At 68.2% G+C, this 26,090-nt stretch carries 26 protein-coding genes and 1 pseudogene; 19 read left to right on the top strand and 8 right to left on the bottom strand.

The window, feature by feature from the left end:
- Positions 1 to 33 precede the first annotated feature (33 nt).
- Positions 34 to 771, top strand: coding sequence for a phosphoglyceromutase (locus tag NY1_RS22460; protein ID WP_067716689.1), 738 nt, complete (start codon positions 34 to 36; stop codon positions 769 to 771).
- A 295-nt stretch (positions 772 to 1,066) separates the two neighbouring features.
- A complete protein-coding gene (locus NY1_RS22455) occupies positions 1,067 to 3,118 on the top strand; it encodes a CocE/NonD family hydrolase (RefSeq protein ID WP_067716687.1) in 2,052 nt (683 codons plus the stop codon).
- 74 nt (positions 3,119 to 3,192) lie between these two features.
- Here the strand turns inward: NY1_RS22455 and NY1_RS22450 are convergent, their stop codons facing one another.
- Complete coding sequence (locus NY1_RS22450; RefSeq protein WP_067716685.1) at positions 3,193 to 3,831, bottom strand: NADPH-dependent F420 reductase; 639 nt, start codon at positions 3,829 to 3,831, stop codon at positions 3,193 to 3,195.
- Positions 3,832 to 3,920: 89 nt separating this feature from the next.
- Here NY1_RS22450 and NY1_RS22445 point away from each other — a divergent pair, with 89 nt between their 5' ends.
- The 3 genes from NY1_RS22445 (at position 3,921) to NY1_RS22435 (ending at position 6,475) form a co-directional block, all read left to right on the top strand.
- Entirely contained in the window at positions 3,921 to 4,307 is a 387-nt protein-coding gene (locus NY1_RS22445) for a winged helix-turn-helix transcriptional regulator (RefSeq protein ID WP_067716682.1), read from the top strand.
- Between the two features lie 234 nt (positions 4,308 to 4,541).
- On the top strand, positions 4,542 to 5,789 hold the full coding sequence (locus NY1_RS22440; protein ID WP_067716680.1) for a sensor histidine kinase: 1,248 nt from the start codon (positions 4,542 to 4,544) through the stop codon (positions 5,787 to 5,789).
- The gene (locus tag NY1_RS22435; RefSeq protein WP_067716677.1) at positions 5,786 to 6,475 is read left to right on the top strand and encodes a response regulator; all 690 of its coding nucleotides are present in this window, start codon (positions 5,786 to 5,788) and stop codon (positions 6,473 to 6,475) included. The genes NY1_RS22440 and NY1_RS22435 overlap by 4 nt, the downstream gene beginning before the upstream one ends.
- 163 nt (positions 6,476 to 6,638) lie before the next feature.
- On the opposite strand, the gene NY1_RS22430 is transcribed toward NY1_RS22435, so the two are convergent.
- From NY1_RS22430 to NY1_RS22405, 6 genes are all read right to left on the bottom strand, one after another.
- A complete protein-coding gene (locus tag NY1_RS22430) occupies positions 6,639 to 6,971 on the bottom strand; it encodes a hypothetical protein (protein ID WP_067716674.1) in 333 nt (110 codons plus the stop codon).
- A 192-nt stretch (positions 6,972 to 7,163) separates the two neighbouring features.
- A complete protein-coding gene (locus NY1_RS22425; RefSeq protein WP_067716671.1) occupies positions 7,164 to 7,628 on the bottom strand; it encodes a hypothetical protein in 465 nt (154 codons plus the stop codon).
- An 11-nt stretch (positions 7,629 to 7,639) separates the two neighbouring features.
- Positions 7,640 to 8,101 carry a hypothetical protein gene (locus NY1_RS22420; protein ID WP_067716669.1) on the bottom strand — a complete coding sequence of 154 codons (462 nt, stop codon included), beginning with the start codon at positions 8,099 to 8,101 and terminating at the stop codon, positions 7,640 to 7,642.
- Between the two features lie 19 nt (positions 8,102 to 8,120).
- The gene (locus NY1_RS22415) at positions 8,121 to 8,642 is read right to left on the bottom strand and encodes a hypothetical protein (protein ID WP_067716667.1); all 522 of its coding nucleotides are present in this window, start codon (positions 8,640 to 8,642) and stop codon (positions 8,121 to 8,123) included.
- An 84-nt stretch (positions 8,643 to 8,726) separates the two neighbouring features.
- On the bottom strand, positions 8,727 to 9,401 hold the full coding sequence (locus tag NY1_RS45135; protein WP_067716664.1) for a hypothetical protein: 675 nt from the start codon (positions 9,399 to 9,401) through the stop codon (positions 8,727 to 8,729).
- A gap of 119 nt (positions 9,402 to 9,520) precedes the next feature.
- Positions 9,521 to 10,426 (bottom strand): DUF3109 family protein, encoded by a 906-nt coding sequence (locus NY1_RS22405; RefSeq protein WP_174567211.1) that lies wholly within the window; start codon positions 10,424 to 10,426, stop codon positions 9,521 to 9,523.
- A 65-nt stretch (positions 10,427 to 10,491) separates the two neighbouring features.
- Between NY1_RS22405 and NY1_RS22400 the strand changes: the two genes are divergently transcribed.
- The 9 genes and pseudogenes from NY1_RS22400 (at position 10,492) to NY1_RS22365 (ending at position 19,291) form a co-directional block, all read left to right on the top strand.
- On the top strand, positions 10,492 to 11,484 hold the full coding sequence (locus NY1_RS22400; protein ID WP_067716661.1) for a Ppx/GppA family phosphatase: 993 nt from the start codon (positions 10,492 to 10,494) through the stop codon (positions 11,482 to 11,484).
- Positions 11,485 to 13,241: 1,757 nt separating this feature from the next.
- Positions 13,242 to 13,496: pseudogene (locus NY1_RS45560) on the top strand (Rv0497 family membrane protein); the annotation flags it as partial.
- Positions 13,497 to 13,560: 64 nt separating this feature from the next.
- Complete coding sequence (locus NY1_RS22390) at positions 13,561 to 14,430, top strand: sugar phosphate isomerase/epimerase family protein (RefSeq protein ID WP_067716998.1); 870 nt, start codon at positions 13,561 to 13,563, stop codon at positions 14,428 to 14,430.
- A 97-nt stretch (positions 14,431 to 14,527) separates the two neighbouring features.
- Positions 14,528 to 15,421 carry a thioesterase family protein gene (locus tag NY1_RS22385; protein ID WP_067716655.1) on the top strand — a complete coding sequence of 298 codons (894 nt, stop codon included), beginning with the start codon at positions 14,528 to 14,530 and terminating at the stop codon, positions 15,419 to 15,421.
- Positions 15,422 to 15,448: 27 nt separating this feature from the next.
- Entirely contained in the window at positions 15,449 to 16,267 is an 819-nt protein-coding gene (gene proC / locus NY1_RS22380; protein ID WP_067716653.1) for a pyrroline-5-carboxylate reductase, read from the top strand.
- Between the two features lie 219 nt (positions 16,268 to 16,486).
- Positions 16,487 to 16,732: a helix-turn-helix domain-containing protein gene (locus NY1_RS22375; RefSeq protein WP_408639419.1), complete on the top strand. Its 246-nt coding sequence runs from the start codon at positions 16,487 to 16,489 to the stop codon at positions 16,730 to 16,732.
- A gap of 194 nt (positions 16,733 to 16,926) precedes the next feature.
- Positions 16,927 to 17,028 carry a 30S ribosomal protein bS22 gene (locus NY1_RS42130; RefSeq protein WP_003402602.1) on the top strand — a complete coding sequence of 34 codons (102 nt, stop codon included), beginning with the start codon at positions 16,927 to 16,929 and terminating at the stop codon, positions 17,026 to 17,028.
- Between the two features lie 149 nt (positions 17,029 to 17,177).
- Positions 17,178 to 18,275, top strand: a complete 1,098-nt coding sequence (locus tag NY1_RS22370; protein ID WP_067716993.1) for an NAD-dependent epimerase/dehydratase family protein — start codon at positions 17,178 to 17,180, stop codon at positions 18,273 to 18,275.
- A complete protein-coding gene (locus tag NY1_RS22365; protein WP_067716651.1) occupies positions 18,272 to 19,291 on the top strand; it encodes a lysophospholipid acyltransferase family protein in 1,020 nt (339 codons plus the stop codon). The genes NY1_RS22370 and NY1_RS22365 overlap by 4 nt, the downstream gene beginning before the upstream one ends.
- Before the next feature lie 143 nt (positions 19,292 to 19,434).
- Here the strand turns inward: NY1_RS22365 and NY1_RS22360 are convergent, their stop codons facing one another.
- Positions 19,435 to 20,454 (bottom strand): HAD family hydrolase, encoded by a 1,020-nt coding sequence (locus NY1_RS22360; protein WP_408639258.1) that lies wholly within the window; start codon positions 20,452 to 20,454, stop codon positions 19,435 to 19,437.
- Between the two features lie 103 nt (positions 20,455 to 20,557).
- On the opposite strand from NY1_RS22360, the gene NY1_RS22355 reads away from it, so the two are divergent.
- The 5 genes from NY1_RS22355 (at position 20,558) to NY1_RS22335 (ending at position 26,022) form a co-directional block, all read left to right on the top strand.
- Entirely contained in the window at positions 20,558 to 20,818 is a 261-nt protein-coding gene (locus tag NY1_RS22355) for a glutaredoxin family protein (protein WP_067716648.1), read from the top strand.
- Between the two features lie 302 nt (positions 20,819 to 21,120).
- The gene (locus NY1_RS22350) at positions 21,121 to 21,969 is read left to right on the top strand and encodes a redox-sensing transcriptional repressor Rex (protein WP_067716645.1); all 849 of its coding nucleotides are present in this window, start codon (positions 21,121 to 21,123) and stop codon (positions 21,967 to 21,969) included.
- Positions 21,966 to 23,351, top strand: coding sequence for a glutamyl-tRNA reductase (locus NY1_RS22345; protein WP_067716642.1), 1,386 nt, complete (start codon positions 21,966 to 21,968; stop codon positions 23,349 to 23,351). The genes NY1_RS22350 and NY1_RS22345 overlap by 4 nt, the downstream gene beginning before the upstream one ends.
- On the top strand, positions 23,348 to 24,463 hold the full coding sequence (gene hemC / locus NY1_RS22340; protein WP_084535219.1) for a hydroxymethylbilane synthase: 1,116 nt from the start codon (positions 23,348 to 23,350) through the stop codon (positions 24,461 to 24,463). Before NY1_RS22345 ends, hemC begins: the two co-directional genes overlap by 4 nt.
- Positions 24,460 to 26,022 carry a bifunctional uroporphyrinogen-III C-methyltransferase/uroporphyrinogen-III synthase gene (locus NY1_RS22335; RefSeq protein ID WP_067716640.1) on the top strand — a complete coding sequence of 521 codons (1,563 nt, stop codon included), beginning with the start codon at positions 24,460 to 24,462 and terminating at the stop codon, positions 26,020 to 26,022. Before hemC ends, NY1_RS22335 begins: the two co-directional genes overlap by 4 nt.
- Positions 26,023 to 26,090: the final 68 nt, after the last annotated feature.

Genomic DNA, 26,090 nt, shown 5'->3' with positions numbered 1-26,090 from the left:
TGGGATGAATCCGCGCGATGGGAGGATGACCCCATGACGTACACCCTCGTGCTGCTGCGCCACGGCGAGAGCGAATGGAATGCCCTGAATCTTTTCACCGGGTGGGTGGATGTCCGCCTGACCGACAAGGGCGTGGCCGAAGGCAAGCGTGCCGGCGAATTGCTGGCCGAGCACGGGATTCTCCCCGATATCGTCTACACCTCGCTGCTGCGCCGGGCGATCTCCACCGCGAACAATGCCCTCGACGCCTGCGATCGGCACTGGATTCCGGTGGTGCGGGATTGGCGGCTGAACGAGCGGCACTACGGTGCGCTGCAGGGCAAGAACAAGGCGCAGGTCAAGGACGAGTTCGGCAACGAGCAGTTCATGCTGTGGCGGCGCAGCTACGACACCCCGCCGCCGCCCATCGAGGTGGATTCGGAATACAGCCAGGACGGCGACCCGCGCTACGCCGGGATCGACGTGCCCGCGACCGAATGCCTCAAGGACGTCGTCGCGCGCATGGTGCCGTACTGGGAGGACACCATCTCCGCCGATGTGCGCTCGGGCAAGACGGTTCTGGTTGCCGCGCACGGCAATTCGCTGCGTGCGCTGGTCAAGCACCTGGAGAACATCTCCGACGAGGACATCGCCGAGCTGAACATCCCCACCGGCATTCCGCTCAAGTACGAGCTGGACGAGAACCTGCGCCCCATCGGCAAGGGTGAGTACCTGGACCCCGAGGCTGCCGCCGCCGGCGCCGCCGCAGTGGCGAATCAGGGTGCCAAGTAACAACTCTCGTGGCTCTCAGGGGCCTCGCCCCTGAAAACCCGGAGGATCTCCAAGATATTTGAAACGAAATGCGCGTCACCGCCGAATTAGTCGGCGGTGACGCGTTTTTCATTTATCCTGAACGCGATGTGAGCTGGGTCTCACTACGGTTCCGTAGGGTATTTCTTTCTCTCGCAATGCAATTTGCCGAAGTATTGCTCCTTTAAAAACAGTAGGTGTAACCGGGGTTTGCAACTTACTTCGGAGTAGATATGCTCTGGACGTTCGACCATTTGCGAGAGGTAGATCACGTTCGATGAGGAACACGCTACGGGCCACGGTGCTCGCCGCCGCGGCAGCGCTATTGCTGCCTGTGACGGGCATCGCCGCCGATGCCGCCCCGACCGCCACCGGTCCCGACGGCGGATTCGCCGGCGCCGCCTGGACCGCCGCCGAGGACGGGCCGCAGCAATACCCGAACGTCTTCATCGAATGGGATGTCCCGATCACCATGAGTGACGGCACCGTCCTCAAGGCGAACGTCTACCACCCCGCCGACGCCTCCGGTCGTCCCGTGGACACCCGGACTCCGGCCGTCGTGAACATGACCCCGTACACCAAGCTGGTGTCGAACGTCGCCGACAGCGCGTTCGCCATTCCGGGCCTGGGTGACGCGCTGGTCAACCTGTTCCGCAGCATCAACCTTTCCGGCACACCGATTTCCGGCTTCGGCGAACTGCTGAACGCCGCGGGCAACGGCGAACTCCGCAACTTCTCCGTCGACCGCCAGCTCGTCAAGGCCGGATACACCCAGATCGTCGTCGACGTCCGCGGCACCGGCTTCAGCCAGGGCGAATGGGACATGCTGCGCACCCGCGAGCAGGACGACACCGTCGAGGTCATCGACTGGGCGTCCCGGCAGGGCTGGTCCACCGGAGACGTCGGCATGACCGGACTGTCCTACTCGGCCATCAACCAGGTGCAGGCCGCGGAGAAGCAGCCGCCCGCGCTGAAGGCCATCTTCCCGATCGTGCCCGGCAGCGACCTCATCAACGATGTGCTCGCGCCCGGCGGCGGCTTCGGCTTCAACTTCATCCCGCTGTGGCTGAGCGCTATCAACGGCCTCAAGTGGGTGCCGGACCTGGCCGCGGTCGCGCAGGGCAAGTTCGATTTCAAGTGGCTGCAGGACCGCGCGTCGGACCCCTTCACCTATCTGGACGTGCTCATGTCGGCCTACACCAGCGCCGATATGAACAGCCTCGACCCGCGCGTCAAGGCCATGCTCAACGATCTGTCCGCGGAACGGCAGGCGTGGCTGGGTGATCCCAGCAAGATCCGGGCCAAGACCTTCGTGGTCGGCGGCTGGCACGACCTGTTCACCTACTCGGAATCCAAGATCTACAACGAGATTCCGGCCGCGCCCGGTGAGAAGCAGCTGCTCATGGGCAACGGCTACCACATCACCTCCGGCGCCGAAGCCGGCAAGCCGGGCCTGCCGCCGCGCCTGGACGTGCTGCAGCGCGCCTGGTTCGACAAGTGGCTCAAGGGCATCGACAACGGCATCGACACCTACGGTCCGGTCACCCTGCGCGAACAGGGCGGCGGCTGGGTCACCAAGGGCGGCTTCGGCGAATCGGCTCCGGCCGAGGAAGCCTCCCGATACCGCCGGATGTACCTGTCCGGCCAGCGTTCCGGCACCGCCAACAGCCTCTACGACGGCTCGCTCACCGGCGAGGCCAACGGCGACACCGATCGCCTGACCGTCGCGCCCGGCCTGAGCACCATCTGCTCCAATGACGCCGCCCAGGCCACCGCGGGCTTCCTGTCGCTGCTGGACTTCTGCGCCAAGGACTCCCGCATCGCCGAGACCAACGCGCTGACCTTCACCAGCGCGCCGGTCGCCGAGGCCACCACCGTCTCCGGCCCGATCGCGGTGCGGCTCAATACCGTTCAGGACGCCTCCGACGGCTACTGGACCGTGACCGTCAACGATGTCGCGCCCGACGGCACCTCCACCGTGCTGACCTCCGGCCAGCTCATGGCGTCGCTGCGGGAAGTGGACGAGGCCAACAGCACTCGTTCCGAGAACGGTGACTACACCGATCCGCGTTCGTTCACCTCGATCGACAAGCAGCAGCCGACCGTGCCGGGCGAGGCCACCACCCTCGATATCGCGCTGTCCGGCACCCAGGCCGTGCTGCAGCCGGGGCATCGACTGCGGGTGGACGTGTTCGCCGGCAATTTCCCCAAGGGTCTGCCGATCCTGCCCATGCTCAACGACACCGGTCTGAAGAACCAGCACATCCAGCTGGATCCCAGCCGCCCGAGCTTCGTGAATATCCCGGTCCGCGGCAATACCGGTTGGTGAAACCGCCTCGCCGGGAATGAAATCCCCGGATGTGCACAACGGCGTGCGCATCCGGGGTTTTCGCCTTTCCGGGGCTAGTCGGCGTCCGCGAAGGTCGCTTCCAGGGGCGGGAACATGGCGCGGGCGTCCTGCCCGCCGAACCACAGGCCGACCACGAAAGCCGAAGTGGCCTCCAGATATCGGGCCCGGCGCAGTCCGCCCGCGGGCACGGGACGCAGCTTCAGATCCTCGGTCAGCCCGGACACCAGTGCGATGGCGTCCGGGTCGTCGCCGCACAGCGGGACCAGCAGCGGACGGCCCTCGAACTCGCGCACCGCTCCTTCCCATACCTCGGCCGCGCACAGATTGAACGCCTTCACCACGTGCGCGCCCGACACCGTGGCCGCGATCCGTTCGGCGACAGCGTCTTCGGAGAGGATGAACCCGCCGCTGTCCGGAGCGAAGGCATTGGTGCAATCGATGAGGGTGCGGCCGGTGAGGGTCTCGGTCAGTACATCGGCCAGTGCCGACACCGGGACCGCCAGCAATACCGTCTCGCCGAATTCGGCTGCCGCCGTGATGGTTCCGCTCCGAGCGCCGTTCCCGATCGCCGCCGCGGTCTCCGCGGCATGCGCCGAATCCCTTGCGCCTACCAGGATTTCGTGCCCGGCCGCCGCCCACCCGCCGCCGAGCGCGCGCGCCATCGACCCGGCTCCGATGATTCCGATTCGCATGATTGAACTCCTTGGTCGTCGTACGAGTCAGACGCTAGGAATTCCGATAGGCACCTGCGGGTGCGCAACGGCGCTGGCAGGCTGGAGGCATGACAGCGGCCGAACCGAACGTGGTGCAGTTCCCGCCCTACGGCGACTACGAATCCGATTGCCCCGCCCGGCTGGCCGTGGACATCTTCGGCAACTCCTGGCTCACCGTGATCGTCTACACGCTGCGCGAGGGCCCCATGCGCCCCGTCGAACTACGCCGCGCCATCGGCGGCATCAGCCAGAAGATGCTCACCCAGACCCTGCGCCGCATGGAGAGCATGGGTTTGCTGGAGCGTCGCCGATTCGCCGAAGCCCCACCGCGCGTGGAATACGCCCTGACCGCCGCGGGCCGCGATCTGCTGATCCCGATCCTCGCCCTGGGGGAGTGGGCCGACCGCCACGGCGACACCGTCCGCGCGACCCTCTACGGCGATCCAGACGACTGACCGGTCTGCCGACTTCGTCCGGTCGCGCCGTCGAGACTCCCCTCCCAACTGGGGTTTCAGGGGCTCGCCCCTGAGAATCCCCATTTCCCGCCAGGGAGTTCGCGGGGGATTCGCCACGCCGAGTGCGAACAACACGTAAACGCCCGGGTAACGCCCGTGGAAGTGCCCGTGACCTGGGTGAAACTTCCAACACCCCGGGTTGGCCCGCGTGTCGGCGACCGTACGATTCAGTATGTGAGCGTTCCACAGGCCGTGCTTCTGGCAGTCCTGGCGGCCGTAGTTGGACTGGCCGTCGGCGGATTGCTCATCCCGTATGTGAATGCCCGGCAGGAGCGGCTGCGCGCCGCGGCCGACCCCGGGCTCACCATGTCGCAGGTCCTGGACCTGATCGTGCTGGCCTCCGAGAGCGGCATCGCGGTGGTCGACCAGTACCGGGACGTGGTGCTGGTGAACCCGCGCGCCGAGGAGCTGGGCGTGGTGCACGACCGGTTGCTCGACGAACGCGCCTGGGCCGCCGTCGAACAGGTGCTTTCCGGCGCGCAGGACGTCGAATTCGAGCTCACCGCCAAGATTCCCATGCCCGGCCGTGCCCGCCTCGCTGTCCGAGGGGTTGCTCGCCCGCTCTCGCAGGAGAACACGAACTTCGTGGTCCTGTTCGCCGACGACGACTCCGAGCAGGCCCGCATGGAAGCCACCCGGCGCGACTTCGTGGCCAACGTCAGCCACGAACTCAAGACCCCGGTCGGCGCCATGAGCCTGTTGGCCGAGGCGTTGCTGGAGTCCGCCGACGATCCCGATTCGGTGCGCCACTTCGGTGAGCGGCTGCACGGCGAAGCCCGCCGCATGGGCAAGATGGTCACCGAGCTGATCGCGCTGTCGCGCCTGCAGGGCGCGGAGAAGCTGCCCGAACTCGAGGCCGTGGACGTCGATTCCGTGGTCACCCAGGCGCTCGAGCGCTCCCGGAACGTGGCCGAGGCCGCGGGCATCACCGTCAGCACCGACGCCAACAGCGGCCTCGAGGTGCTCGGCGATCAGACCCTGCTGGTGACCGCGCTGTCGAACCTGGTGGAGAACGCCATCGCGTACTCCCCGCGCGGTTCGCACGTCTCGGTGAGCCGGTCGCTGCGCGGCGGTTACGTGAACATCGCCGTCACCGACCGCGGCATCGGCATCGCCAAGGAAGATCAGGAACGGGTCTTCGAACGATTCTTCCGGGCCGACAAGGCGCGCTCGCGCGCCACCGGCGGTACCGGGCTCGGGCTGGCTATCGTCAAGCACGTGGCCGCCAACCACAACGGTGAGATCACCCTGTGGAGCAAGCTGGGCACCGGATCCACATTCACCCTGCGGATCCCGGCCCACCCCGCCGACCTGAACGGCGCGGACAAGAAGCTCTCCGCCGGCATCCCGGCGGTGAAGAAGGAAAACGGCACGCGCCCCCTCGGGCGGGCCAGAACCAACGGTGTGGAGGCAACCCGATGACGAGTGTGCTGATCGTCGAGGACGAGGAGTCGCTGGCCGATCCGCTCGCGTTCCTGCTGCGCAAGGAAGGGTTCGAAGTCACCGTGGTCGGTGACGGCCCCTCGGCCCTGGCCGAGTTCGATCGCTCCGGCGCGGACATCGTCTTGCTCGACCTCATGCTGCCCGGCATGAGCGGCACCGACGTGTGCAAGCAGCTGCGCGCTCGCGGCAGCGTCCCGGTCATCATGGTGACCGCGCGCGACAGCGAGATCGACAAGGTGGTCGGCCTGGAACTGGGCGCGGACGACTATGTCACCAAGCCCTATTCCTCGCGTGAGCTGATCGCGCGCATCCGCGCCGTGCTGCGCCGCGGCGTGGGCGAGGAGGCCGATCAGGGCGGCGAGACCAGCGTGCTGGAGGCGGGACCGGTCCGCATGGACGTGGATCGCCACACGGTGCAGGTGAACGGCAAGTCGGTGACATTGCCGCTCAAGGAGTTCGACCTGCTGGAGTACCTGCTCCGCAACTCCGGCCGCGTGCTGACCCGCGGGCAGCTCATCGACCGGGTGTGGGGCGCGGACTACGTCGGCGACACCAAGACCCTCGACGTGCACGTCAAGCGCCTGCGCTCCAAGATCGAAGCGGATCCGGCCAAGCCGGAGCACCTGGTCACGGTCCGCGGCCTGGGCTACAAGCTGGAAGCGTAAAACCGCCTCCCCGAACATGATTCGAGCCCGCTGCGTGCCACGCAGCGGGCTCGGAACTCTTCCCGAGCGGACTCGGGCGGCACCCCGCAAAAGAAACTCGCGCCCGCTTCTACCGAAGCGGGCGCGAGAAAGTCTTTCACCCCGACCGTCGAATGGTCTTTCGTCAGAGCGGCAGGGTGGTCCACGCCTTGCCCAGCGGGGTGTCGATTTCCTTGAGGTTGACCCAGCCGTAGGCGTCTTCCTGCATGCAGTCGTACCAGGCCACGTCCACGCCGTTGCCGCGGCAGGCGATGGTGCCGTTGACGCCCGTGGGGCTGATGATGAGCAGCTTGCCGTTGGCCTTGGCGTTCAGCGCGGCCGGATCGTTGTAGGGCACGAAATCGGCGGTGCGGTCGGAGAACTTGGTGGGATCGACGCTGTCGGCGCCGGCGATCGGAGCGAGGGCGACAGCGGCGCCGGCGGCCAGAGCGGCGACGGCGAGGGTTTTCTTGATCATGGGCAGGATGTCTAACACGTTTTGGTGAATTCGCTATAGCCGAACGGTGTCGGGCCTACTTCCGGCTACTCACAGCGCCAGGTCATCGACCCCGAGGTTTCCCGAAACCGGGTTCGGCGCAGCCTGATTGGAAAGACCGCGCCGAACCCCGGAAATTCACCCGCCGGACACCTTCGGTGATACGGAATCGCTCTAAGACCCGGCGCTGCCGGTGAGCCCGCCCAGAATGCTGCCCAGGCCCTTGCTCGCGCTCCCGGAATCGCCGCCGCCGGGCGTGCCCGGATTGCCGGGGACGGACGGATCCACCACATTGACGGTGATGGTCTTGGTGCTCCCGCCCTGCGCGGCCGTGATCAGATGCTGCCCCGCGGTGGCCGGCTTCCATGTGATGCTGGCCTCGCCGACCGGCCACGGCACCTGACCCGCTTTCGGTTCCAGCTTCTCGCCGTTGTCGGTCCAGTAGACGAGCAGCCCGATGCCCGCCCCGCTCAGGTTGGCGGTCAGCGTGTACTCGGTGTTGATCTTGTACGGCGCGGCCCCGGAGATGGCCACGGCATCGACCGTCGCCTGCGCCTGCGGGGCCGCGATGACGGCCACGGCGGCCGCGGCGGCCACGCCCGCCACCGCGGTGCCCATCCGGTGCGAGAAGGTGCTCATGACGCGTCCTGTCACTTGTTGTCCGGCGTGGTGCCGCTGCTGCCGCTGCCCAGCGGACCGCCGGGCCCGAAACCGCTGCCGCTGGAAGAGCTGCCGGACCCGATCGGCTGCTCCTGCACGTCGACCACGACCGAGCGCGTGAACCCGCCCTGTTCGACGGTGATGGTGTGCTTGCCGGCGGTCGAGGGCGTCCAGGCGGTGCTCGACTTGCCCGGCGGCCACGGCACTTTCGGCTTGCCGATGAAGTCGCCGTTGTCGCTGTAGTAGACGAGCAGCCCGGCCGGGGCGCCGCTGACGGTGACCGAGATGGTGTATTCCTTGCCGACCGTGTAGCCGGAGCCTTCCACCGTGACGGTGTCGACCGAGGCCAGGGCGGCGGGTGCGGCCAGGACCGCGGCGGCGGCCAGCGCGGCGATGCCGGTGGCCCCGATGCCGGTGCGGCGCAGGCTGATTCGCGCGGGGGTGATGCGCATGGTGCTGTTTCTCCTGTACCTAGCTGCTGCCGAGCAGTCCGCCGAGGATCTTGCCCGCGCTGCCGGAACCGCCCGAACCGCTGCCCAGGCCGCCGCTGCCGGAGCTCGGCTTGGTGGTGGGCGGTGCGGTGGTGGTGCTCGGCGGGACCGTCGTGGTCGGCGGGACGGTGGTCGAGCCATCGGTCACGGTCACCACCAGCGACTTGGTATTGCCGCCCTGAGTAGCGGTGATGACATGCTGCCCAGCGGTTTTCGGCGTCCAGCTGGCGCTGGAGTGGCCCGGCGGCATCGGCACCTGGGCCGCCGGATCGGTCAGCGCCTCGCCGTTGTCGGCCCAGTAGATGAGCAGGCCGACCGACGCGCCGCTCAGCGTCGCCTGCAGGTCGTAGGTCTGCCCGACGCGCAGATCGTTCGACGAGATGCTGATGGCGTCCACGGTCGCCGCGGCGTCCGGGGAATTGCCGACGACGAGCGCCGCGCCCGCGGCGACCGCGAGCCCGGCGATACCCACGCCGATGCGGCCGGCTGGTTTGAACTTCATGGGGGTTCTCCTGTGCTGCGATCAGGGGAGGGGTGAATCAGGGGAGGGGTGAGAAGGGATCCCGGGACACGGGATCCCTTCGGATCAGAACGGCAGGCCGTCGAAGCTGCCCGAGCCGCCGCCGGGCTTGGTGGTCGTGGGCGGCACCGTGGTGGTCGTGGTCGGCGGCACCGTGGTGGTCGGCGGCACGGTCGTGGTGGGCGGGACCGTCGTCGTCGGCTCGGTGGTCGGCGGGACCGTCGTCGTGGGCGGCACGGTCGTGGTGGGCGGCACCGTGGTGGTCGGCTCGGTGGTGGGCGGGACCGTGGTGGTCGGCGGCACCGTCGTCGTCGGGGGGACCGTGGTCGTGGTTGTCGGCGGGACCGTGGTGGTCGGGACCGAACCATCGCTCACGTTCAGCACCAGGGTCTTGGTGCTGCTGCCCTGCGACAGCGCGATCACATGCTGCCCAGCGGTTTTCGGCGTCCACGGGGTGCTGGTGTGGTACGGCGGGTACGGCACTTTCGCCGCGGGATCGGTGATGGCGTCGCCGTTGTCGGTCCAGTAGACGAGCAGTCCGAAGCTCGCGCCGCTGAGGTTGGCGCTCAGCGTGTACTGGGTGCCGACCTTCAGATCGGTCGCCGAGACGCTGATCGAGTCGACCGCCGCGTTGGCGTCCGGCGTGGCGGGTGCGTAGAGGGCCGCGCCCACGCCGGTCGCCACCGCGAGCCCGGCGATGCCGAGACCGATACGGCGGCGGCCGGGGGTGAAAGTGCTCATGCTGTTCTCCTGTGCTGCGACCCATTGAGGGGGATGGGTCTGTCGCACAGTAAGTGAGCAGCTATCTGAAATTACCGGTTTTCAGAAAGTTACCGGTCAGTTGTCTAGTTTCTCCGGGATTACCCGGCCGTCTTGGCTTTGGACTTGGCGGCCTTGGCCTTCGGAGCCGCCGCGGCCGCTTTCTCCTGCGCGACCACCGTCGCCGGATGCACCGCCACGATGCCCAGCCCCTGCCGCCGCCGGCAGTGCCGCGCGAGTTCGTCGTAGGCCGGCTGCCCGAGCAGCTCGATCAATTCCGGCGCGTACGCCTCCCACACCGGCCGGGTGCCGACATGCGCGTCCGGCGATCCGGTGCAGTACCAGTTCAGGTCCAGCCCGCCCGGCCCCCAGCCGCGCCGGTCGTACTCGGTGACCACGGTGCGCAGGATCTCCACGCCGTCGGGCCGGTCCACCCACTCCTGGGTGCGCCGGATCGGCAGCTGCCAGCACACCTCGGGCTTGACCGTCAGCGGTTCCAGACCCTTGCGCAGCGCCATGGTGTGCAGCGAGCAGCCGATGCCGTTCGCGAAGCCCGGGCGGTTCAGGAAGATGCACGCGCCATCGAAACGCCGGGTGCGCACCGCCGGTTCGTCATCGAGGTCGTCCTCCTCGAGATACAGCTTCTTGCGCACCTTCCCGGAGGCGTCGGTGGCCTCCGGCATCAGCTGCCAATCCTCGGGTGTGAGCATTTTCACAGCCTTGTGCAGCTTCTTGGCGTCGTCCTCGTCCGACAGGAATGCCCCGTGTGAGCAGCAGCCGTCGTCTATGCGGCCCTCGATGATGCCCTGGCACGCCGGCGTACCAAACACGCAGGTCCAGCGCGACAACAGCCAGGTCAGATCGGCCGCGATCAAATGCTCGTCATTAGCTGGATCCACGAACTCGATCCATTCCCTGGGGAAGTCGAGTTCCACCTCCGGGGCCGGGTTGATCTTCGCCGCTGGTCGAAGCCCGGTCGGCGCGCTCGCCGATGCACCTGCCGTCACACCGCGGAACGCTAACAGTTCAGTCGCCATGCCTGAAGTCGTGACGCACCCAGTACCGTGTTCTTGTGCGGCTCGGTGTACTCGATGTGGGAAGCAATACCGTCCACCTGCTCGTGGTGGACGCGCATCGCGGTGGCCATCCGCTGCCGATGTCTTCCACGAAGGCGACGTTGCGTTTGGCGGAGAGCATGGACAGCCGGGGGCGGATCACGCCCGCCGGGGCGGCCAGGCTCACCGCGACGGTCGGCGAATTCGCCAGTATCGCAAGGACTTCCGGCTGCGTGGAGTTGATGGCCTTCGCCACCTCCGCGGTCCGCGAGGCCACCAATTCCGAAGAGGTGCTGGCCAAGGTGCGCGCCGAGACCGGCGTGAACCTGAAGGTGTTGTCGGGGGTTGACGAGGCCCGGTCCACCTTCCTGGCGGTGCGCCGCTGGTACGGCTGGAGCGCCGGGCGGATTCTCAATCTGGATATCGGCGGCGGCTCGCTGGAGTTGAGCAACGGCGCGGACGAGGATCCGGATCTGGCGCTGTCGCTGCAATTGGGCGCGGGCCGGCTCACTCGGGACTGGCTGCGGCACGATCCGCCGGGCAAGCGCCGGGTCGCGGTGCTGCGGGACTGGCTGGACGCCGAATTGGTGGTCCCCGCCAAGCAGATGCTCGAAGTGGGCAAACCGGACTTAGCGGTCGGCACCTCGAAGACCTTCCGCTCGCTCGCCCGTCTCACCGGCGCCGCCCCCTCTACCGCGGGGACCCGGGTACGGCGTACCCTCACCAGTTCCGGCCTGCGGCAGCTGATTGCGTTCATATCGAGAATGACAGCGGCCGACCGGGCAGAATTGGAAGGCGTAAGTTCTGATCGGTCCCAGCAGTTGGTGGCGGGCGCGTTGGTCGCGGAAGCGAGCATGCGCGCGTTGTCGCTGGACACGCTGGAAATCTGTCCCTGGGCGCTACGGGAGGGATTGATATTGCGAAAACTCGATACCGACCTGGATAGCGAACCGATAGCCGGTGGCCCCAACGGCGCTGCGTCGGGCACGATCGAAACGGTGTCTCGATGACCGAGGATGTAAGTCAGCTGTCCGTCGCCGAGCTATTGGCGCGGAACGGGCAACAAGCGGCGCCCGCCAACGGCGGGGGTGGGCGCAGAAGGCGTAGCGGCCGCGGGATTTCGGTCGCGGACCTCACCGGGGATATCCCGGTGGTGGGGCGGGGGTCTTCCTCGCACGCCGCGCCGGATGAAGCGGCGGCCGAGCCGGCGGCCGAACCTACGTCCACCGATTCGGACTTTTCAAACTATTCGAACTTCCCGAATTATTCTGACTACTCGAACTTTTCGGATTACTCGGACTTTTCAACTCCTACCGCCGATCCACAGCCGGACTACTCCAGCTACTCGGTACCCGATTCCGAGCCCGCGTATTCACCGCTCTCCGGGCCGATTTCGTTCTACGACCCCCTAGCGCCGACCGAACAGCCCGATTCGGGCTCGGGCTCCCTATCCGATTCCTCCGGCTACAGCTGGTCCAGCGGCATCGACTGGCCCCCCGCGCAGACGCCCCCGGCCGACCCGCGCGGCGGAAGCAACGGTTACGGCGCCCCGAACGGTTACGGCGCGAACGGCGCTGCCCCGAACGGCTACGGCGCGAACGGCGCAGCCGCAGGCGGTTACGGCGCGAACGGTTACGCCGATCCGGCCGCCGGCGCGAACGGCTATGCGGGACAGTCCGCCAACGGGTACGCCGCGCCGAACGGCTACGGGTCCCCGGACGATTACGCCGCCCCCCGCAACGGCTACCCCAACGGCACGAACGGCTCCTTCGATGCCGCCGCCCTGCTCGACGGACAGGCTCCCGCCGCCGGGAAGTCGCGCGGCGGCCGCCGCCGCAAACCCGATCCGCTGGACGACGAACTCGCCCCGGGCGAGTTCGACGGCGGCGCCGCGCCGGAGGCCCCGCGCGAGGGCGGTCGCCGCCGCCGCTTCGATCCCGACGACGAGTCCACCGACGAGGTGCATCCCTTCCGTGGTGACGGTGCGGGCCGCCTGCAGCACGGCGACTCCGGGCCCTCCTGGTCCGCGCCCGCCGCCCCGCCGGCCCCGCCGCGCACCCCGGGTTTCGATCCCATCCAGGCCGCCCCCATGGCGCCGCCCGCGCCCGCACCGGCCGCGCCGCCCATGTCGCGCTCGGCCCGTCGGCACGCCGAGGCGCAGCGCCAGGCCGAAGCCGAGCGTCAAGCCCCGGAGCCGCGCTTCGGGCAGGACCCGCGGGGGCTCGATCAGGGTCCCGGTTTCGACAATCGCAACGGCCGTGGCGGTCGCGAGGATCTGGCTCCCAACGGTCGCGGCGCGGGTCGTGATGCGCGCGAGGACGATTCACGGCGCGGCAAGAGCGCACTCGCCGAATGGACAGCGCGCCGCCGGCCCGCCGAAGTCGAGGACGACCACGACGACCACGATGATCATGCCGATTCCTGGGCGCATGCCGAGGAAGATCAGCAGCTGCTGTCCGGCGAGACGGTTGCCGGTGATCTGCTCCGCGATGCGCGCGACCGTGCGGACGAACGGAATTCGCGCCGCGGCGGCAAACGCCGGGCCGGTGGTTCGCGCCGCCGGGGCGCGGCCGTCGCCGAACCCGATCCCGACGAACAGCTCACCGACTTCTACGAGCCGCTCGACGATTACGACGAAATCCCGGACGAGGAACGGACTTCCGTGGTCGGCCGGCTCTCGGCGCTGGCCTCGAAGGCTACCCGCGGCACCCGTTCGACCCCGTCCCGCAGCCGCGGCAAGGGCCTGTCCGAGGACGACGAGAATCGCCGCCAATGGCTGGTGCTCGGCGGCCAGAGCGCGGGCGCCGCGGTGGCGGGAATGTTGCTGTTCAAGGGTTTCGAACGCATGTGGGAATTGCTCCCCTGGGTTGCCCTGGCATTGGCGATGGTCGTGATTCTCGGCTTGGTCGCGCTCGTGCGGGTACTGCGCCGCACCGACGATATTTTCAGCACTGTGATTGCCGTCGTCGTAGGCGTCTTTGTGACGCTCGGACCGCTAGCCTTTCTACTCAGTACTAACTGAGCAGGGAGCAGCAGTGGGGAACAGCGCGCAGGGGGCGACTGAGAACCGGGGCGGGCAAGTCCGGATCGGACTCTCGACCGCTTCGGTCTATCCGGAGAACACCGAGGCCGCGTTCCGCTATGCGGCCGAATTGGGTTACGACGGCATCGAATTGATGGTCTGGGCGGAACCGGCCAGCCAATCCATTTCGGCCGTGCAGCAGTTGATGCACCGCTACGACGTGCCGGTGCTGGCCGTGCACGCGCCGTGTCTGCTGATCTCGCAACGGGTCTGGGGGTCGGACCCGGTCGCCAAGCTCACCCGCAGCGTGCACACCGCCGAGGCGCTCGGCGCGGCCACCGTGGTGGTGCATCCGCCGTTCCGCTGGCAGCGGCGCTACGCCGAGGGTTTCGCCCGCCAGGTGGCCGAACTGGAGGACGGCAGCCCGGTCTCGGTGGCGGTGGAGAACATGTTTCCCATGCGCGCGGACACCCTGTTCCGGGGCAGCTCGGTGCGGCGGCTGGAACGGCGCGGCGGGCCCGGTCCGTCCATCACCACCTTCAGCCCGTCCTACGACCCGACGGACACCGGATTCCGCCACTACACCCTCGACAGTTCGCACACCGCCACGGCGGGCGTGGACCCGCTCGAACTGGCCGCGCGCATGGGTTCCGGCCTGGCTCACCTGCATCTGGCGGACGGGCGGGGCGCGGCGACCGACGAGCACTTGATTCCCGGCGAGGGCACCCAGCCGCTGGCCCAGCTCTGCCAGAAGCTGGTGGCCAACGGGTTCGACGGTCAGGCGGTGATCGAGGTGAACACCCAGACGGCCCGCACCACCATGGACCGCGCCGCGATGCTCAATCGCGCCCTCACCTTCGCACGTGAACACCTCAACGGCGTCGCCCCCGAACCTCGGCCGGAACCCGAGCCGTCGGTCGCGCACCGCGCCTGAATCTCGCCGATTCGGCAGTGATTCATCCCACCGGGGAAGAAATTTGCCCGGGGTGCGCTTGTACGCTGTACAAACCGACAGCGGAAGGAAGCAGCGGATGACAACGGAGTTGACCGTCGACCTCGACCCGGCGAATCTCGCCGACGCGCCGTTCAGCCGCGTCTGCGCGCTCGCCGAACTCCCCGGCGGCGACCCGGAGACCGGCCGCTACGCCGGCGTCATCGACCCCACCTGGACCATCGGCCCGAAGGTGCACGGCGGCACCATGGTCGCCGGCAGCGCGGCCGCCGCGACCGAATGGCTGCGCCGCACCGCGCCGGACCATGCGGCCATGTTCCCCATTTCCGCCAGCACCGACTTCCTCGGCGCCCCCGACCCCGGCGAGGTCGAATACACCGTCCGCACCCGCAAGGTGGGCCGCCAGATCTGCCTGATCGACGCGAGCCTGATCCAGGGCGGCCGCACCCTCGTGCACACCGCCTTCACGTTCAGCCACCTGGACGACACCGCTCCGGCCTACACCGCCGACCACGCCGGCGATATGCCTCCCGAGCCGTCCGCCGACGCCATGCACTACGACTCCGCCAACCCCATGGGCAAACTCGTTCACGTGGCCGAGGGCGCCTCGGTCGCCATCGACCCGAAATGGGCGGCCTTCCTCCGCGGCGAAACCGCCGAACCTCAGCTCCGCCTCTGGATCCGCCCCCGCGCCGGCGACGAACAGGACCCCGACGTGTCCGCCTACTTCGCCATGATGGCCGCCGACATGTCCCCGCCCGTCCCCATGAACCTCGGCCAATTCGGCTGGGCCCCAACGGTTCAGCTCACCACCTACCTCCGCCGCCGCCCCGCCCCCGGCTGGCTCCGCGTCATCGCCCACGCCCGCGAAGTAGGCGGCCGCATGTTCGACGAGGACCAACTCGTCATCGACTCCACCGGAGCCGTAGTAGCCCAGAGCCGCCAGCTCGCCCTGATCCCCCAATCTCGGTAGTCGCCCGCCCCGCTAGCCTTGAACCTTATGACGAGGATTGCGGTAATCGGTGGAGGCCGGATCGGGGAGGCGCTGATTGCCGGCCTGCTCGAATCCGGGCGGGCGAGTAAAGATCTGGTGGTGGTCGAGCCGGTCGCGGCCCGCGCGGAATTGCTGGGGCAGCGCTTCGCCATTCGCGCTACCGACAATATTTCCGAAGCCACCAAGTCCGCCGATCTGATCGTGATCGCGGTCAAACCGCACGATGTGGACGGCGTCGTCACCGAGATCGCCCGCGCCGGCCTGGACGACGAACGCGATCAGGTGCTGGTCTCGCTCGCCGCCGGCGTCCCCACCACGCGTTTCGAGGGCAAGCTGCCCGCCGGTTTCCCGGTGGTCCGCGTCATGTCGAACACCCCGATGCTGGTCGGCCAGGGCATGAGCGTCATCTCGCCCGGCCGCCACGCCCGCAAGGAACAGCTGCAGCAGGTCAGCGAACTGCTCGAGTCGGTCGGCCAGGTCGCCACCGTCGCCGAATCGCAGATGGACGCCGTCACCGCCGTGTCCGGTTCCGGCCCCGCGTACTTCTTCCTGGTGGTCGAGGCCATGATCGACGCCGCGGTCGGCCTGGGCCTGACCCGCGATGTGGCCACCCAGCTGGTGCAGCAGACCATGCTCGGTTCGGCCGCCCTGCTGGAGGAGTCCGGCCAGTCCGCCGTGGAGTTGCGCGCGGCCGTCACTTCGCCCGCCGGGACGACCGCGGCGGCCATCCGGGAACTGGAACGCGGCGCCCTGCGCTCGTCCTTCTACGAGGCTTTGAATGCCGCAAAACGACGTTCCGCCGAACAGGGCGCGATTTCGGACTAGCGTTGAAGTAGGTGACGGTTCGCCGTCACCTTCATCAGTCACTCCGATACTGGTCGGTAGCTGGTTTGCTGCCGGAGGGCGACTCGCCACAGCAAAGGCTGATTTCTCACACCCGTCGCAGCAATCCCACTGGTCCCGCTAAGCTTCAAGGAGCACGTGCGTGTCTGTTCCGCCGGTGGGGAAGCCGGCGGCGCGGACGTGCCGGAGGTCAGTGGCGCAATGATGTCTGGAAACAGTCAAGCGAGGTCCGGTAACTCACCCGTAAGCGCAGGAAACGTCATCGGCGGTGGAACTCAGTTCCTGACTGTCGCCGAAGTGGCGAATCTGATGCGGGTATCCAAAATGACGGTGTACCGATTGGTGCATTCGGGAGAGCTGCCCGCGGTGCGGGTGGGGAGATCCTTCCGGGTGCACGCCAAAGCGGTGCACGACTACCTGGAGACGTCCTACTTCGACGCGGGGTAGGCGTACTCCGTAAGTCCCCAGGCCCGACCCGTTTCGTTCGCCGGAGAGTGGCCCGGTAACATGGACCGGCATCCTGTACGTGCCGGTTGGTGCCGTCGGGTCCGACTCGGCTCGTAGCGGGTAGGGACTGTGCAGGGTCAGTAACTGTGCTCCCCGCGGATGCGGGGCGACCCGAGAGAACGCGAGGACACCCTATGGGTTCTGTGATCAAGAAGCGCCGCAAGCGCATGTCGAAGAAGAAGCACCGCAAGCTGCTTCGCCGTACGCGTGTTCAGCGTCGTAAACTCGGCAAGTAAGCGCTGAGGCGTAGCTGGAAGCCCGTCACCTACGGTGGCGGGCTTTCGCTATATATCAGGTGACAGAACTCATCGTTAGATCCTGGTTAATACTCTTCGGCGACACCAGGTGTGGCAGTTACCCTGGGACTCGCGGGAAAACAATAATGATGGGGGCTGGCGAGTTGGGATCCGGCGTGGTGGGTACCCGGGACGGGCAGGCGCCCAAGGTCGTGCTGGTGACCGGCGCGAGCCGCTTCTTCGGCGGCAATGTGGTGGCCCGGCTGGCCGCCGACCCGACCGTGGAACGCATCATCGCCGTCGACGCCAAGCAGCCGAGCCGGGAACTGCTGCGCCGCATGGGCCGCGCCGAGTTCGTTCGCGCCGATATTCGAAATCCGTTGATCCGCAAGGTGATCGACGGAAATCAGGTGGACACCGTGGTGCATCCCGCGGCGCTGTCGCGGCCACCGGCCGGTGGCGGGCGCGCCGCCATGAAAGACATGAACGTGCTCGGCGCCATGCAGTTGTTCGCGGTGTGCCGCAAGGCTTCCAGCGTGCGCCGCGTGGTGGTGCGGTCCTCGTCCGCGGTGTACGGCTGCAGCGCCAAGGATCCGGTGAAATTCACCGAGGAAATGAGCGCGCGCACCCCGCCGGGCGGTTGGTTCGCCCGCGACATGATCGAAGTGGAGGGTTTCGTCCGCGGTCTCGCGCGGCGCCGGCCCGATATTTCCGCCGCCATTCTGCGTTTTCCGCCGATCGTGGGACCGCAGCTGGCGAAACGCGGTGTGCAGTATTTCCGTTCGCCGATCACCCCGACCATCCTGGGCCGGGATCCACGGCTGCAGTTCCTGCACGAGGAGGATTCCATCGCCGCCCTCACCCAGGCCGCGCTGACGGCCCCGGGCGGCACTTTCAACGTGGCCGGTGACGGCGCCATGGCATTGTCACAGGCCATCCGCCGGGCCGGGCGGATCGAATTACCGGTCCCGTACACGGTTTTCCGTACCGCCGGACGCAGCCTGATGGGTCCGGTCATGCGGGAATTCACCGCCGAACAGATCGATTACTTCCATTTCGGCTGCGGTCTGGACACCACCCGGATGCGCACCGAACTGGGATTCCAGCCGCGCTGGACCACGGTGCAGGCATTCGACGACTTCATAGGGGGCGCAGCGTTGCGGCCCGTGATCGATCCGCATTGGATCGATGCCGCTGAGAACAAACTTCTCGGTCTGCTCGGGGCCGGGACGGGAGCACACCAATGAACGACGTAGCGAAGGTGATTCGTCTTCACGACGTGGATTTCGAGGCGCGCCATCGGCCGCAGCGGGCCTGGCCGGGCCCGGGTGATTCGGCGTTGTCCCCGGTGACCTCGCTGACCGATCGGCTCGCCGAAGTCGAAGCGCGTCAGCCCAAATCGTTCGGTGAGCTGATTCGCGGCGCCGTGGCCGACGGGGTCGGCCGCACCGCGGATTTCGCGCGCCGCCGCCTGACCGGTGACTATCAGGTCGACGAATTCGGCCTGGACGAGCACCTGTTGGAGAACGTCATCCTGCCGCTGCTGCGCCCGCTCTCGGACCTGTGGTTCCGAGTGGAAGTGACCGGCACCGAGAACATTCCGGAGGTGGGCGGCGCGCTGCTGGTCGCCAATCACGCCGGCACCGTTCCGCTCGACGGGCTCATGCTCCAGCTCGCCGTGCACGACCGGCATCCCAAACAGCGCGCGCTGCGCATTCTGGCCGCGGACCTCATCTTCGAGACGCCGCTGGTCGGCGGCTGGGCGCGCAAGGCCGGCCACACCCTGGCCTGCCCCGCCGATGCCGAAAGGCTGTTGCGCGCAGGGGAAATCGCGGGCGTGTTCCCCGAGGGGTACAAGGGCATCGGCAAGCCGTTCGGCGATCGCTACAAGCTGCAGCGTTTCGGTCGTGGGGGTTTCGTCTCCGCCGCCGTGCGCACCGGCGTTCCGATCATCCCGGTCTCGATCGTCGGCTCCGAGGAGATCTACCCGAAGCTGGCCGACCTCAAGCCGCTCGCGCGGCTGCTCGGCATCCCGTATTTCCCGGTGACGCCGCTGTTCCCGCACCTGGGTCCGCTGGGCGCGCTGCCGCTGCCGTCCAAGTGGTACATCGAATTCGGCGAGCCGATTTCCACCACCGGCTACGAGCCCACCGACGCGGACGACCCGATGACCATGTTCGAGGTCACCGATCAGGTCCGCGAAACCATTCAGCAGACCCTCTACAAATTGGTGATCAAGCGCCGTAATCCCTTCACGGGATAGATATTTCGCGCCGTCCGAGAGGGAGGCGGCCGGTCCTGACGGACCGGCCGCCTCTCGCATTCGGAGGGGGCGACTCGTCCCCGGACGGAAATGGGCCCGGTCCGTAAGGACCGGGCCCATTTGATCTTTCGGTATTTCTCGATTCAGCTGGCGCGCGCTTCGCGTTTGCGGGAGAGCACGGCCGCGGCCGCACCGCCCGCCGCGCCGAGCGCGAGCGCCGTCGGCACGCCGACTTTCGCGGCCTTGCGGCCGGTGCGGAAGTCGCGGATCTCCCAGCCGCGGTTCTTGGCGACCTCGCGCAGATCCGCATCCGGGTTGATGGCCACCGCGGTGCCGACCAGCGACAGCATCGGCACGTCATTGTGGCTGTCGGAGTAGGCCGTACAGCGCTTGAGGTTCAGCCCCTCGCGGATGGCGAGCGCGCGCACCGCGTGCGCCTTGCCCAGCCCGTGCAGGATATCGCCGACCAATCGCCCGGTGAACAGCCCGTTCTCGCTCTCGGCGACGGTGCCGAGCGCACCGGTCAGCCCGAGCCGCTTGGCGATCACCTGGGCCAGCTCGACCGGCGTCGCGGTCACCAGCCAGACCTGCTGCCCGGCGTCCAGGTGCATCTGCGCCAGCGCCCGGGTGCCCGGCCAGATCTTGTCGGCGATGATCTCGTCGTAGATCTCCTCGCCGAGCGCGGCCAGTTCGGCGGTCGGCCGCCCGGCGATGAAGGACAGCGCCTTCTCCTTGCCGGAGGCCATGTCCGAATGCGATTCCTTGCCGGTGATCCGGAATTTGACCTGCTTCCAGGCCATATCGGCGAGGTCGGAGGTCTTGAAGTACTTGCGCGCCGCCAGTCCGCGTGCGAAGTGCACGATGGACGCGCCCTGCACCATGGTGTTGTCCACGTCGAAGAACGCGGCGGCGGTGAGATCGCGGGGGACGGGCGGCTCGGCGCTGTCCTCGTACAGGGCGAGTTCCGCGTCGTGCAGCGCCAGGGCGGCGTCGGCGCTGGCCTCGCCGGCCAGGTTGGCGCGGACCTCTTCCTCGCTGGGTCCGAACGGGCTGCGGGTGATCCGGGTGAACTGGTCCTGCAGACCTTCCGCCCAGCGGGCCGGGAATTCCCCGAATCGTCCCGCGATCAATCCGGCCCTCGCCTCTTTCGAACGTTCCGGCACCAGTACCTCCGCCTGTTAGCGCGAACAAGTCCACAGTAACTCCCGCTGGTGGCCGGGACGTAGACGCTGAACGACATATCAGGAGTGTTGTTAGATGGCCGCTATGAGCGATTCCCCACACACGGTGACGTTGTTGACCCGGAACGGCTGCGGCCTGTGCGCCGCCGCGCTGGCGGAATTGCGTCCCATCTGCGCGGATTTCGGCGTCGAGGTCGAGATCGTGGATGTGGACGAGGTCGCGCCGGTCAACCCGGAGCTGCGCGCGGAGTTCGGGGACCGCTTGCCGGTGGTCCTGCTCGACGGCCGTGAGCACAGCTATTTCGACGTGGACGAGCCGCGGCTGCGCGCCGACCTGGCCCGCTGACGGCATTCGCTCGAGCCTTGGGTCGGCGTGGCTGATTACCGGCGCGTTGCGTAGCGGGTTCGACCTGATAAGGGTTGAATGACCTCGGGGCTGGAGCCCACCGCAAAGTGACTGAATTCACCGACTTTGTGCAGGGCTTCACAAGCGGTTACGGTGGTGGCACGCAACCCGCCTTTCGGGCAGCGGAAGCGACCCCCTGACTGACTCGACCTCGCCACCACGACCGCCCAGCGACGGTCCGGCTCGGGTCGAGAAATAGAACCCGGACATCTACCCCCGGCCGGACGAGGAGCGCAAGCGACGTGACAGAGCAACACGAGACGCCGCCTACTGGCGTCTCCAAGGCTCTGCAGAAGGACATCCCGCAGGCCACGGTGGCCCGGCTGGCCACTTATCTCCGTGTGCTCGCGGTGCTTGCCGACGATGCTGTTGCCATCGTATCGAGTGAGGAACTGGCTGTCGCGGCGGGTGTCGGTTCGGCCAAGTTGCGCAAGGATCTTTCGTTCCTCGGACCCAATGGCGTGCGTGGCGTCGGCTACGACGTGATCAAGCTGCGCGACCGCATCGAGGATGTGCTCGGACTCTCCGAAGGACACCGGGTGGTGCTGGTCGGAGCCGGAAATCTGGGTCGCGCGCTGATCGGGTACGGCGGTTTCCGCCGCCGCGGTTTCGCCATGGTGGGCGTGTTCGACAACGATCCGGCGGTCATCGGCACCGAGATGCCCGGCATCACCGGCGGACTGGTCGTCCGCGATGTGGCCGAATTGCCCGGCGCCATGGCGGCATTGGAGCCGACCATCGCCGTCATCACGGTGCCGGACCGGGCCGCGCAGAGCGTGTGCGATCTGCTGGTGGCCGCGGGCATGCAGCACATCCTGAGCTTCTCGCCGGTCGCGCTGGACGCGCCGGCGCACGTGGAGGTGCGGCGCGTGGACCTGGCGGTGGAAATGCAGCTGCTGTCCTTCGAACGGGCCCGCTCGGCCGAATCGGCCGCCGCCGAACTCGCCGCGGAGGAACTGGCGGCCGGGGACACGGTGGGCGTGGTGTCGAGCCGGTTGACGCGGGTCGCGCCCCAGACTTCTTCGCATGCGGCAGTTCGCCCGTCGGGCGGCACGGAGGCAACCAGCAAGGGAGCGGTGGTCCAGCCATGAGTGTGCTTCTCGTCGGGATATCGCATCGCAGCGCACCCGTCGCGGTGTTGGAGAAGATCGCCATCACCGAGCACGACCGGCCCAAGCTGACCGACAAGATGCTGGCCTCGACCCACGTGTCAGAGGCGATGATCGTGTCCACCTGCAACCGGGTGGAGATCTACGCGGTGGTCGACGCCTTCCACCCGGCGCTGGGCGAGATCAGCGAATTGCTCACCAAGCATTCGGGTCTGGTGCTGCCGGAACTGACCAAGCACGCCTACGTGCGCTACGCCGAAGCCGCCGCCGAGCACCTGTTCGCGGTCGCCTCCGGCCTGGATTCCATGGTGGTCGGCGAGCAGCAGGTGCTGAGCCAGATCCGCGCCGCCTACGCCGCCTCGGATTCGCAGCAGGCCGCCGGGCGCACCCTGCACGAACTGGCGCAGACCGCGCTGCGGGTCGGCAAGCGGGTGCATTCGGAGACCGGGATCGACCGGGCCGGCGCGTCCGTCGTGTCGGTGGCGCTGGATCGCGCGCAGCTGGTGCTGGGACCGCTGGCCGGGCGCACCGCGCTGGTGCTGGGCGCCGGGGCCATGGGCGGCCTGGCCGTCGCGCAGCTCGCGCGCGCCGGGATCGGCAAGATCCTGGTCGCCAACCGCACCTTCGAACGCGCTGAGCGACTGGCCAATACGGCCACCACCATGCACGGCGTCACCGCCGAGGCCGTCGAGCTGGACCGGCTCGCCGAGGCCATGGCCGCCGCCGAGGTCGTGGTGACCTGTACCGGCGCGGTCGGCACCGTGGTGTCGATCGCCGACGTGCACCGCGCGCTGTCCTCGAAGGGCGCGCACGATCAGCTGGTCATCTGCGACCTGGGCCTGCCCCGCGATGTGGAGCACGCGGTGGCCGGGCTGCCGGGCGTGACCGTCATCGACATGGAGACGCTGCAGCGCGATCCGTCGGCCGGTGCGGCCGCCGACGACACCGCCGCCGCGCGCACCATCGTGGCCGACGAGCTGGCCAAATACCTTGCCGGACAGCGCATGGCCGAGGTGACGCCGACCGTGGCGGCGCTCCGGCAGATGGCCGCCGACGTGGTCGAATCGGAATTGCTACGCCTGGATTCCCGACTACCGGGACTCGCATCCACCGATCGCGAGGAAGTTGCCCGTACCGTGCGTCGAGTGGTGGACAAACTGCTGCACGCGCCGACCGTGCGGGTCAAGCAGCTGGCGTCCACGCCGGGCGGCGATAGCTATGCCGAGGCTCTTCGGGAGCTGTTCGAGCTCAAACCCGGTGCGGCCCAAGCGGTCGCCGCGCCCATGGAAATCGCGGCGCCGGCCACCCTGGCCGATGACTTCACCGCCGCCCACCCCGGCGACGAACAGGGGCGAAACGCATGACCACCGAAGCCTTGGTGCACGAAACAGAGGACGCTGTGCGCGAGACGACCGACACTTCCGCCGCGAAGGGCACCGCCGAGAACCCGTGGCGCATCGGCACTCGCGGCAGCCTGCTGGCGCTGACCCAGGCCGGGACCGTGCGCGACGATCTCATCGCCGCCGGCCAGATCGCCGAGCTGATCATCGTGAAGACCGCCGGTGACCAGAACGCCACCGATCCGGTGCAGAAGATCGGCGTCGGCGTGTTCACCGCCGCGCTGCGCGACGAATTGGCTTCCGGCAGCGTCGATATCGCGGTGCACTCGTACAAGGATCTGCCGACCGCGCAGGACCCGCGCTTCACCATCGCCGCGATTCCGCCGCGCGAGGATCCGCGCGACGCGCTGGTCGCCCGCGACGGCCTGGTGCTGGGCGAACTGCCTGCCGGGTCGGTCATCGGCACCTCCGCGCCGCGGCGCTCCGCGCAGCTGAAGGCGCTCGGCCTCGGGGTCGAGATCGTCCCGCTGCGCGGCAATCTCGACACCAGACTTTCCAAGGTCGCCAAGGGTGAATTGGACGCCGTGGTGGTGGCGCGGGCGGGGCTGTCCCGCATCGACCGCCTGGACGCCGTCACCGAGGCGCTGGAGCCGGTGCAGATGCTGCCCGCTCCCGCCCAGGGCGCGCTCGCTGTGGAATGCCGCAGCGAGGACACCGAACTCGTGACCATCCTGTCCGCCCTCGACGATGCCGGCACCCGTGCCGCCATCACCGCGGAGCGGGCGCTGCTGGCCGAACTGGAGGCGGGATGCACCGCCCCGATCGGCGCGCTGGCCGAGGTCGTCGAATCGCTCGACGACGACGGCAGAGTGGTGGACGAACTGTCGCTGCGCGGGTGCGCGGCGGCGATCGACGGCTCGGACGTGATCCGGGCATCGGCGGTCGGCTCGCTCGAGAACGCTGAGCAGCTGGGCCGCGCACTGGCGCGTGAGCTCTTGGAGCTGGGGGCGCGTGAACTGCTCAGTGCACCGGAAGAGCCTGGATCATCAGGCGGCTCACCGGAAGTGGAGCGGTCAGCGGCCGCGGATGACAACGACAGCAGCAGCAATCCCAGCCCAATGGAGAACAACCGATGAGCCGAGCCTCGAAGAAGCACCCTGGTCGGATCCTCTTTGTGGGGTCGGGTCCGGGTGATCCGGCGCTGCTCACCGTGCGGGCCCGCGAGGTCCTGGCCCGGGCCGAGCTGGCGTTCACCGATCCCGATGTGGACAAGGGCGTGCTCGCCCTGATCGGCATCGCCGTGGAACCCGGCCTGGACGGCGAGCGTCCGGTGGACGTGCGTCCCGCACTCGGTGACGCCGCCGAGGTCGCCAAGACCTTGATCACCGAGGCCCGCAACGGCAACGATGTGGTGCGCCTGGTGTCCGGCGATCCGATGACCACCGATTCGGTCATCCAGGAAGTCAATGCCGTCACCCGTTCGCACATGGTGTTCGAGGTGCTGCCGGGTCTGTCGGCCGGCACCACGGTGCCCGCGTACGCCGGTATCGAGATCGGCTCCAGCCACACCGAGGTCGATGTGCGCGGCGAGGTGGACTGGGCGGCCGTGGCGGCCGCGCCGGGACCGCTGGTGCTGCACGCCACCTCGGGTCACCTGGCCGAAACCGCTTCGGCGCTGGTCGAACACGGCATGGCGCCGCAGACCCCGGTCGCGGTGACCGTGCGCGGCACCACGCGGCAGCAGCGCACCATCGACGCCACCCTGGCGACCCTGAACAACGCCGCCTCCGAGATGGTCGGCCCGCTGGTCGTCACCGTCGGCAAAGAGGTCGAGAAGCGCGCCAAGACCTCCTGGTGGGAGTCGCGGGCGCTGTACGGCTGGACCGTGCTGGTGCCGCGCACCAAGGAGCAGGCCGGCGAGATGAGCGAGAAGCTCGTCATGCACGGCGCCATCCCGATGGAAGTGCCGACCATCGCCGTGGAGCCGCCGCGTTCGCCCGCGCAGATGGAGCGCGCGGTCAAGGGCCTGGTCGACGGCCGCTACCAGTGGGTGGTCTTCACCTCCACCAATGCCGTGCGCGCGGTGTGGGAGAAGTTCGGCGAATTCGGTTTGGACGCCCGCGCTTTCAGCGGCGTCAAGATCGCCTGCGTCGGCGAGGCCACCGCGGAGAAGGTGCGCTCGTTCGGCATCAACCCCGAGCTGGTGCCCAGTGGTGAGCAGTCCTCCGAGGGCCTGCTCGCGGACTTCCCGCCCTATGACGACGTTTTCGATCCGGTCAACCGGGTGCTGCTGCCGCGCGCGGACATCGCCACCGAGACCCTCGCCGAGGGCCTGCGTGATCGCGGCTGGGAGATCGACGACGTCACCGCCTATCGCACCGTGCGCGCGTCCCCGCCGCCCGCGGAGACCCGCGAGATGATCAAGACCGGCGGTTTCGACGCGGTGCTGTTCACCTCGTCCTCCACGGTCCGCAACCTGGTCGGCATCGCCGGGAAGCCGCACGCCCGCACCATCGTGGCGTGCATCGGCCCCAAGACCGCCGAGACGGCCATCGAATTCGGTCTGCGCGTGGATGTGCAGCCCGAGATCGCCCAGGTCGGCCCGCTCGTCGAAGCCCTCGCCGAGCACGCCGCCCACCTGCGCGCCGAGGGCCTGCTGCCCCCGCCGCGCAAGAAGAGCCGCCGCAGCCGCTAGCCGCGAAAGCGCGCCGGAGACATCACGGGCCCCGCATCGAAAGATGCGGGGCCCGTGCGTATTCCGGC

The sequence above is a fragment of the Nocardia yamanashiensis NBRC 100130 genome, assembly GCF_001613325.1.
Classification (GTDB): Bacteria; Actinomycetota; Actinomycetes; order Mycobacteriales; family Mycobacteriaceae; genus Nocardia; species Nocardia yamanashiensis.
The sequence above is the reverse complement of the archived record's forward strand: the minus strand, read 5'-3'. Positions and strand labels throughout refer to the sequence as shown.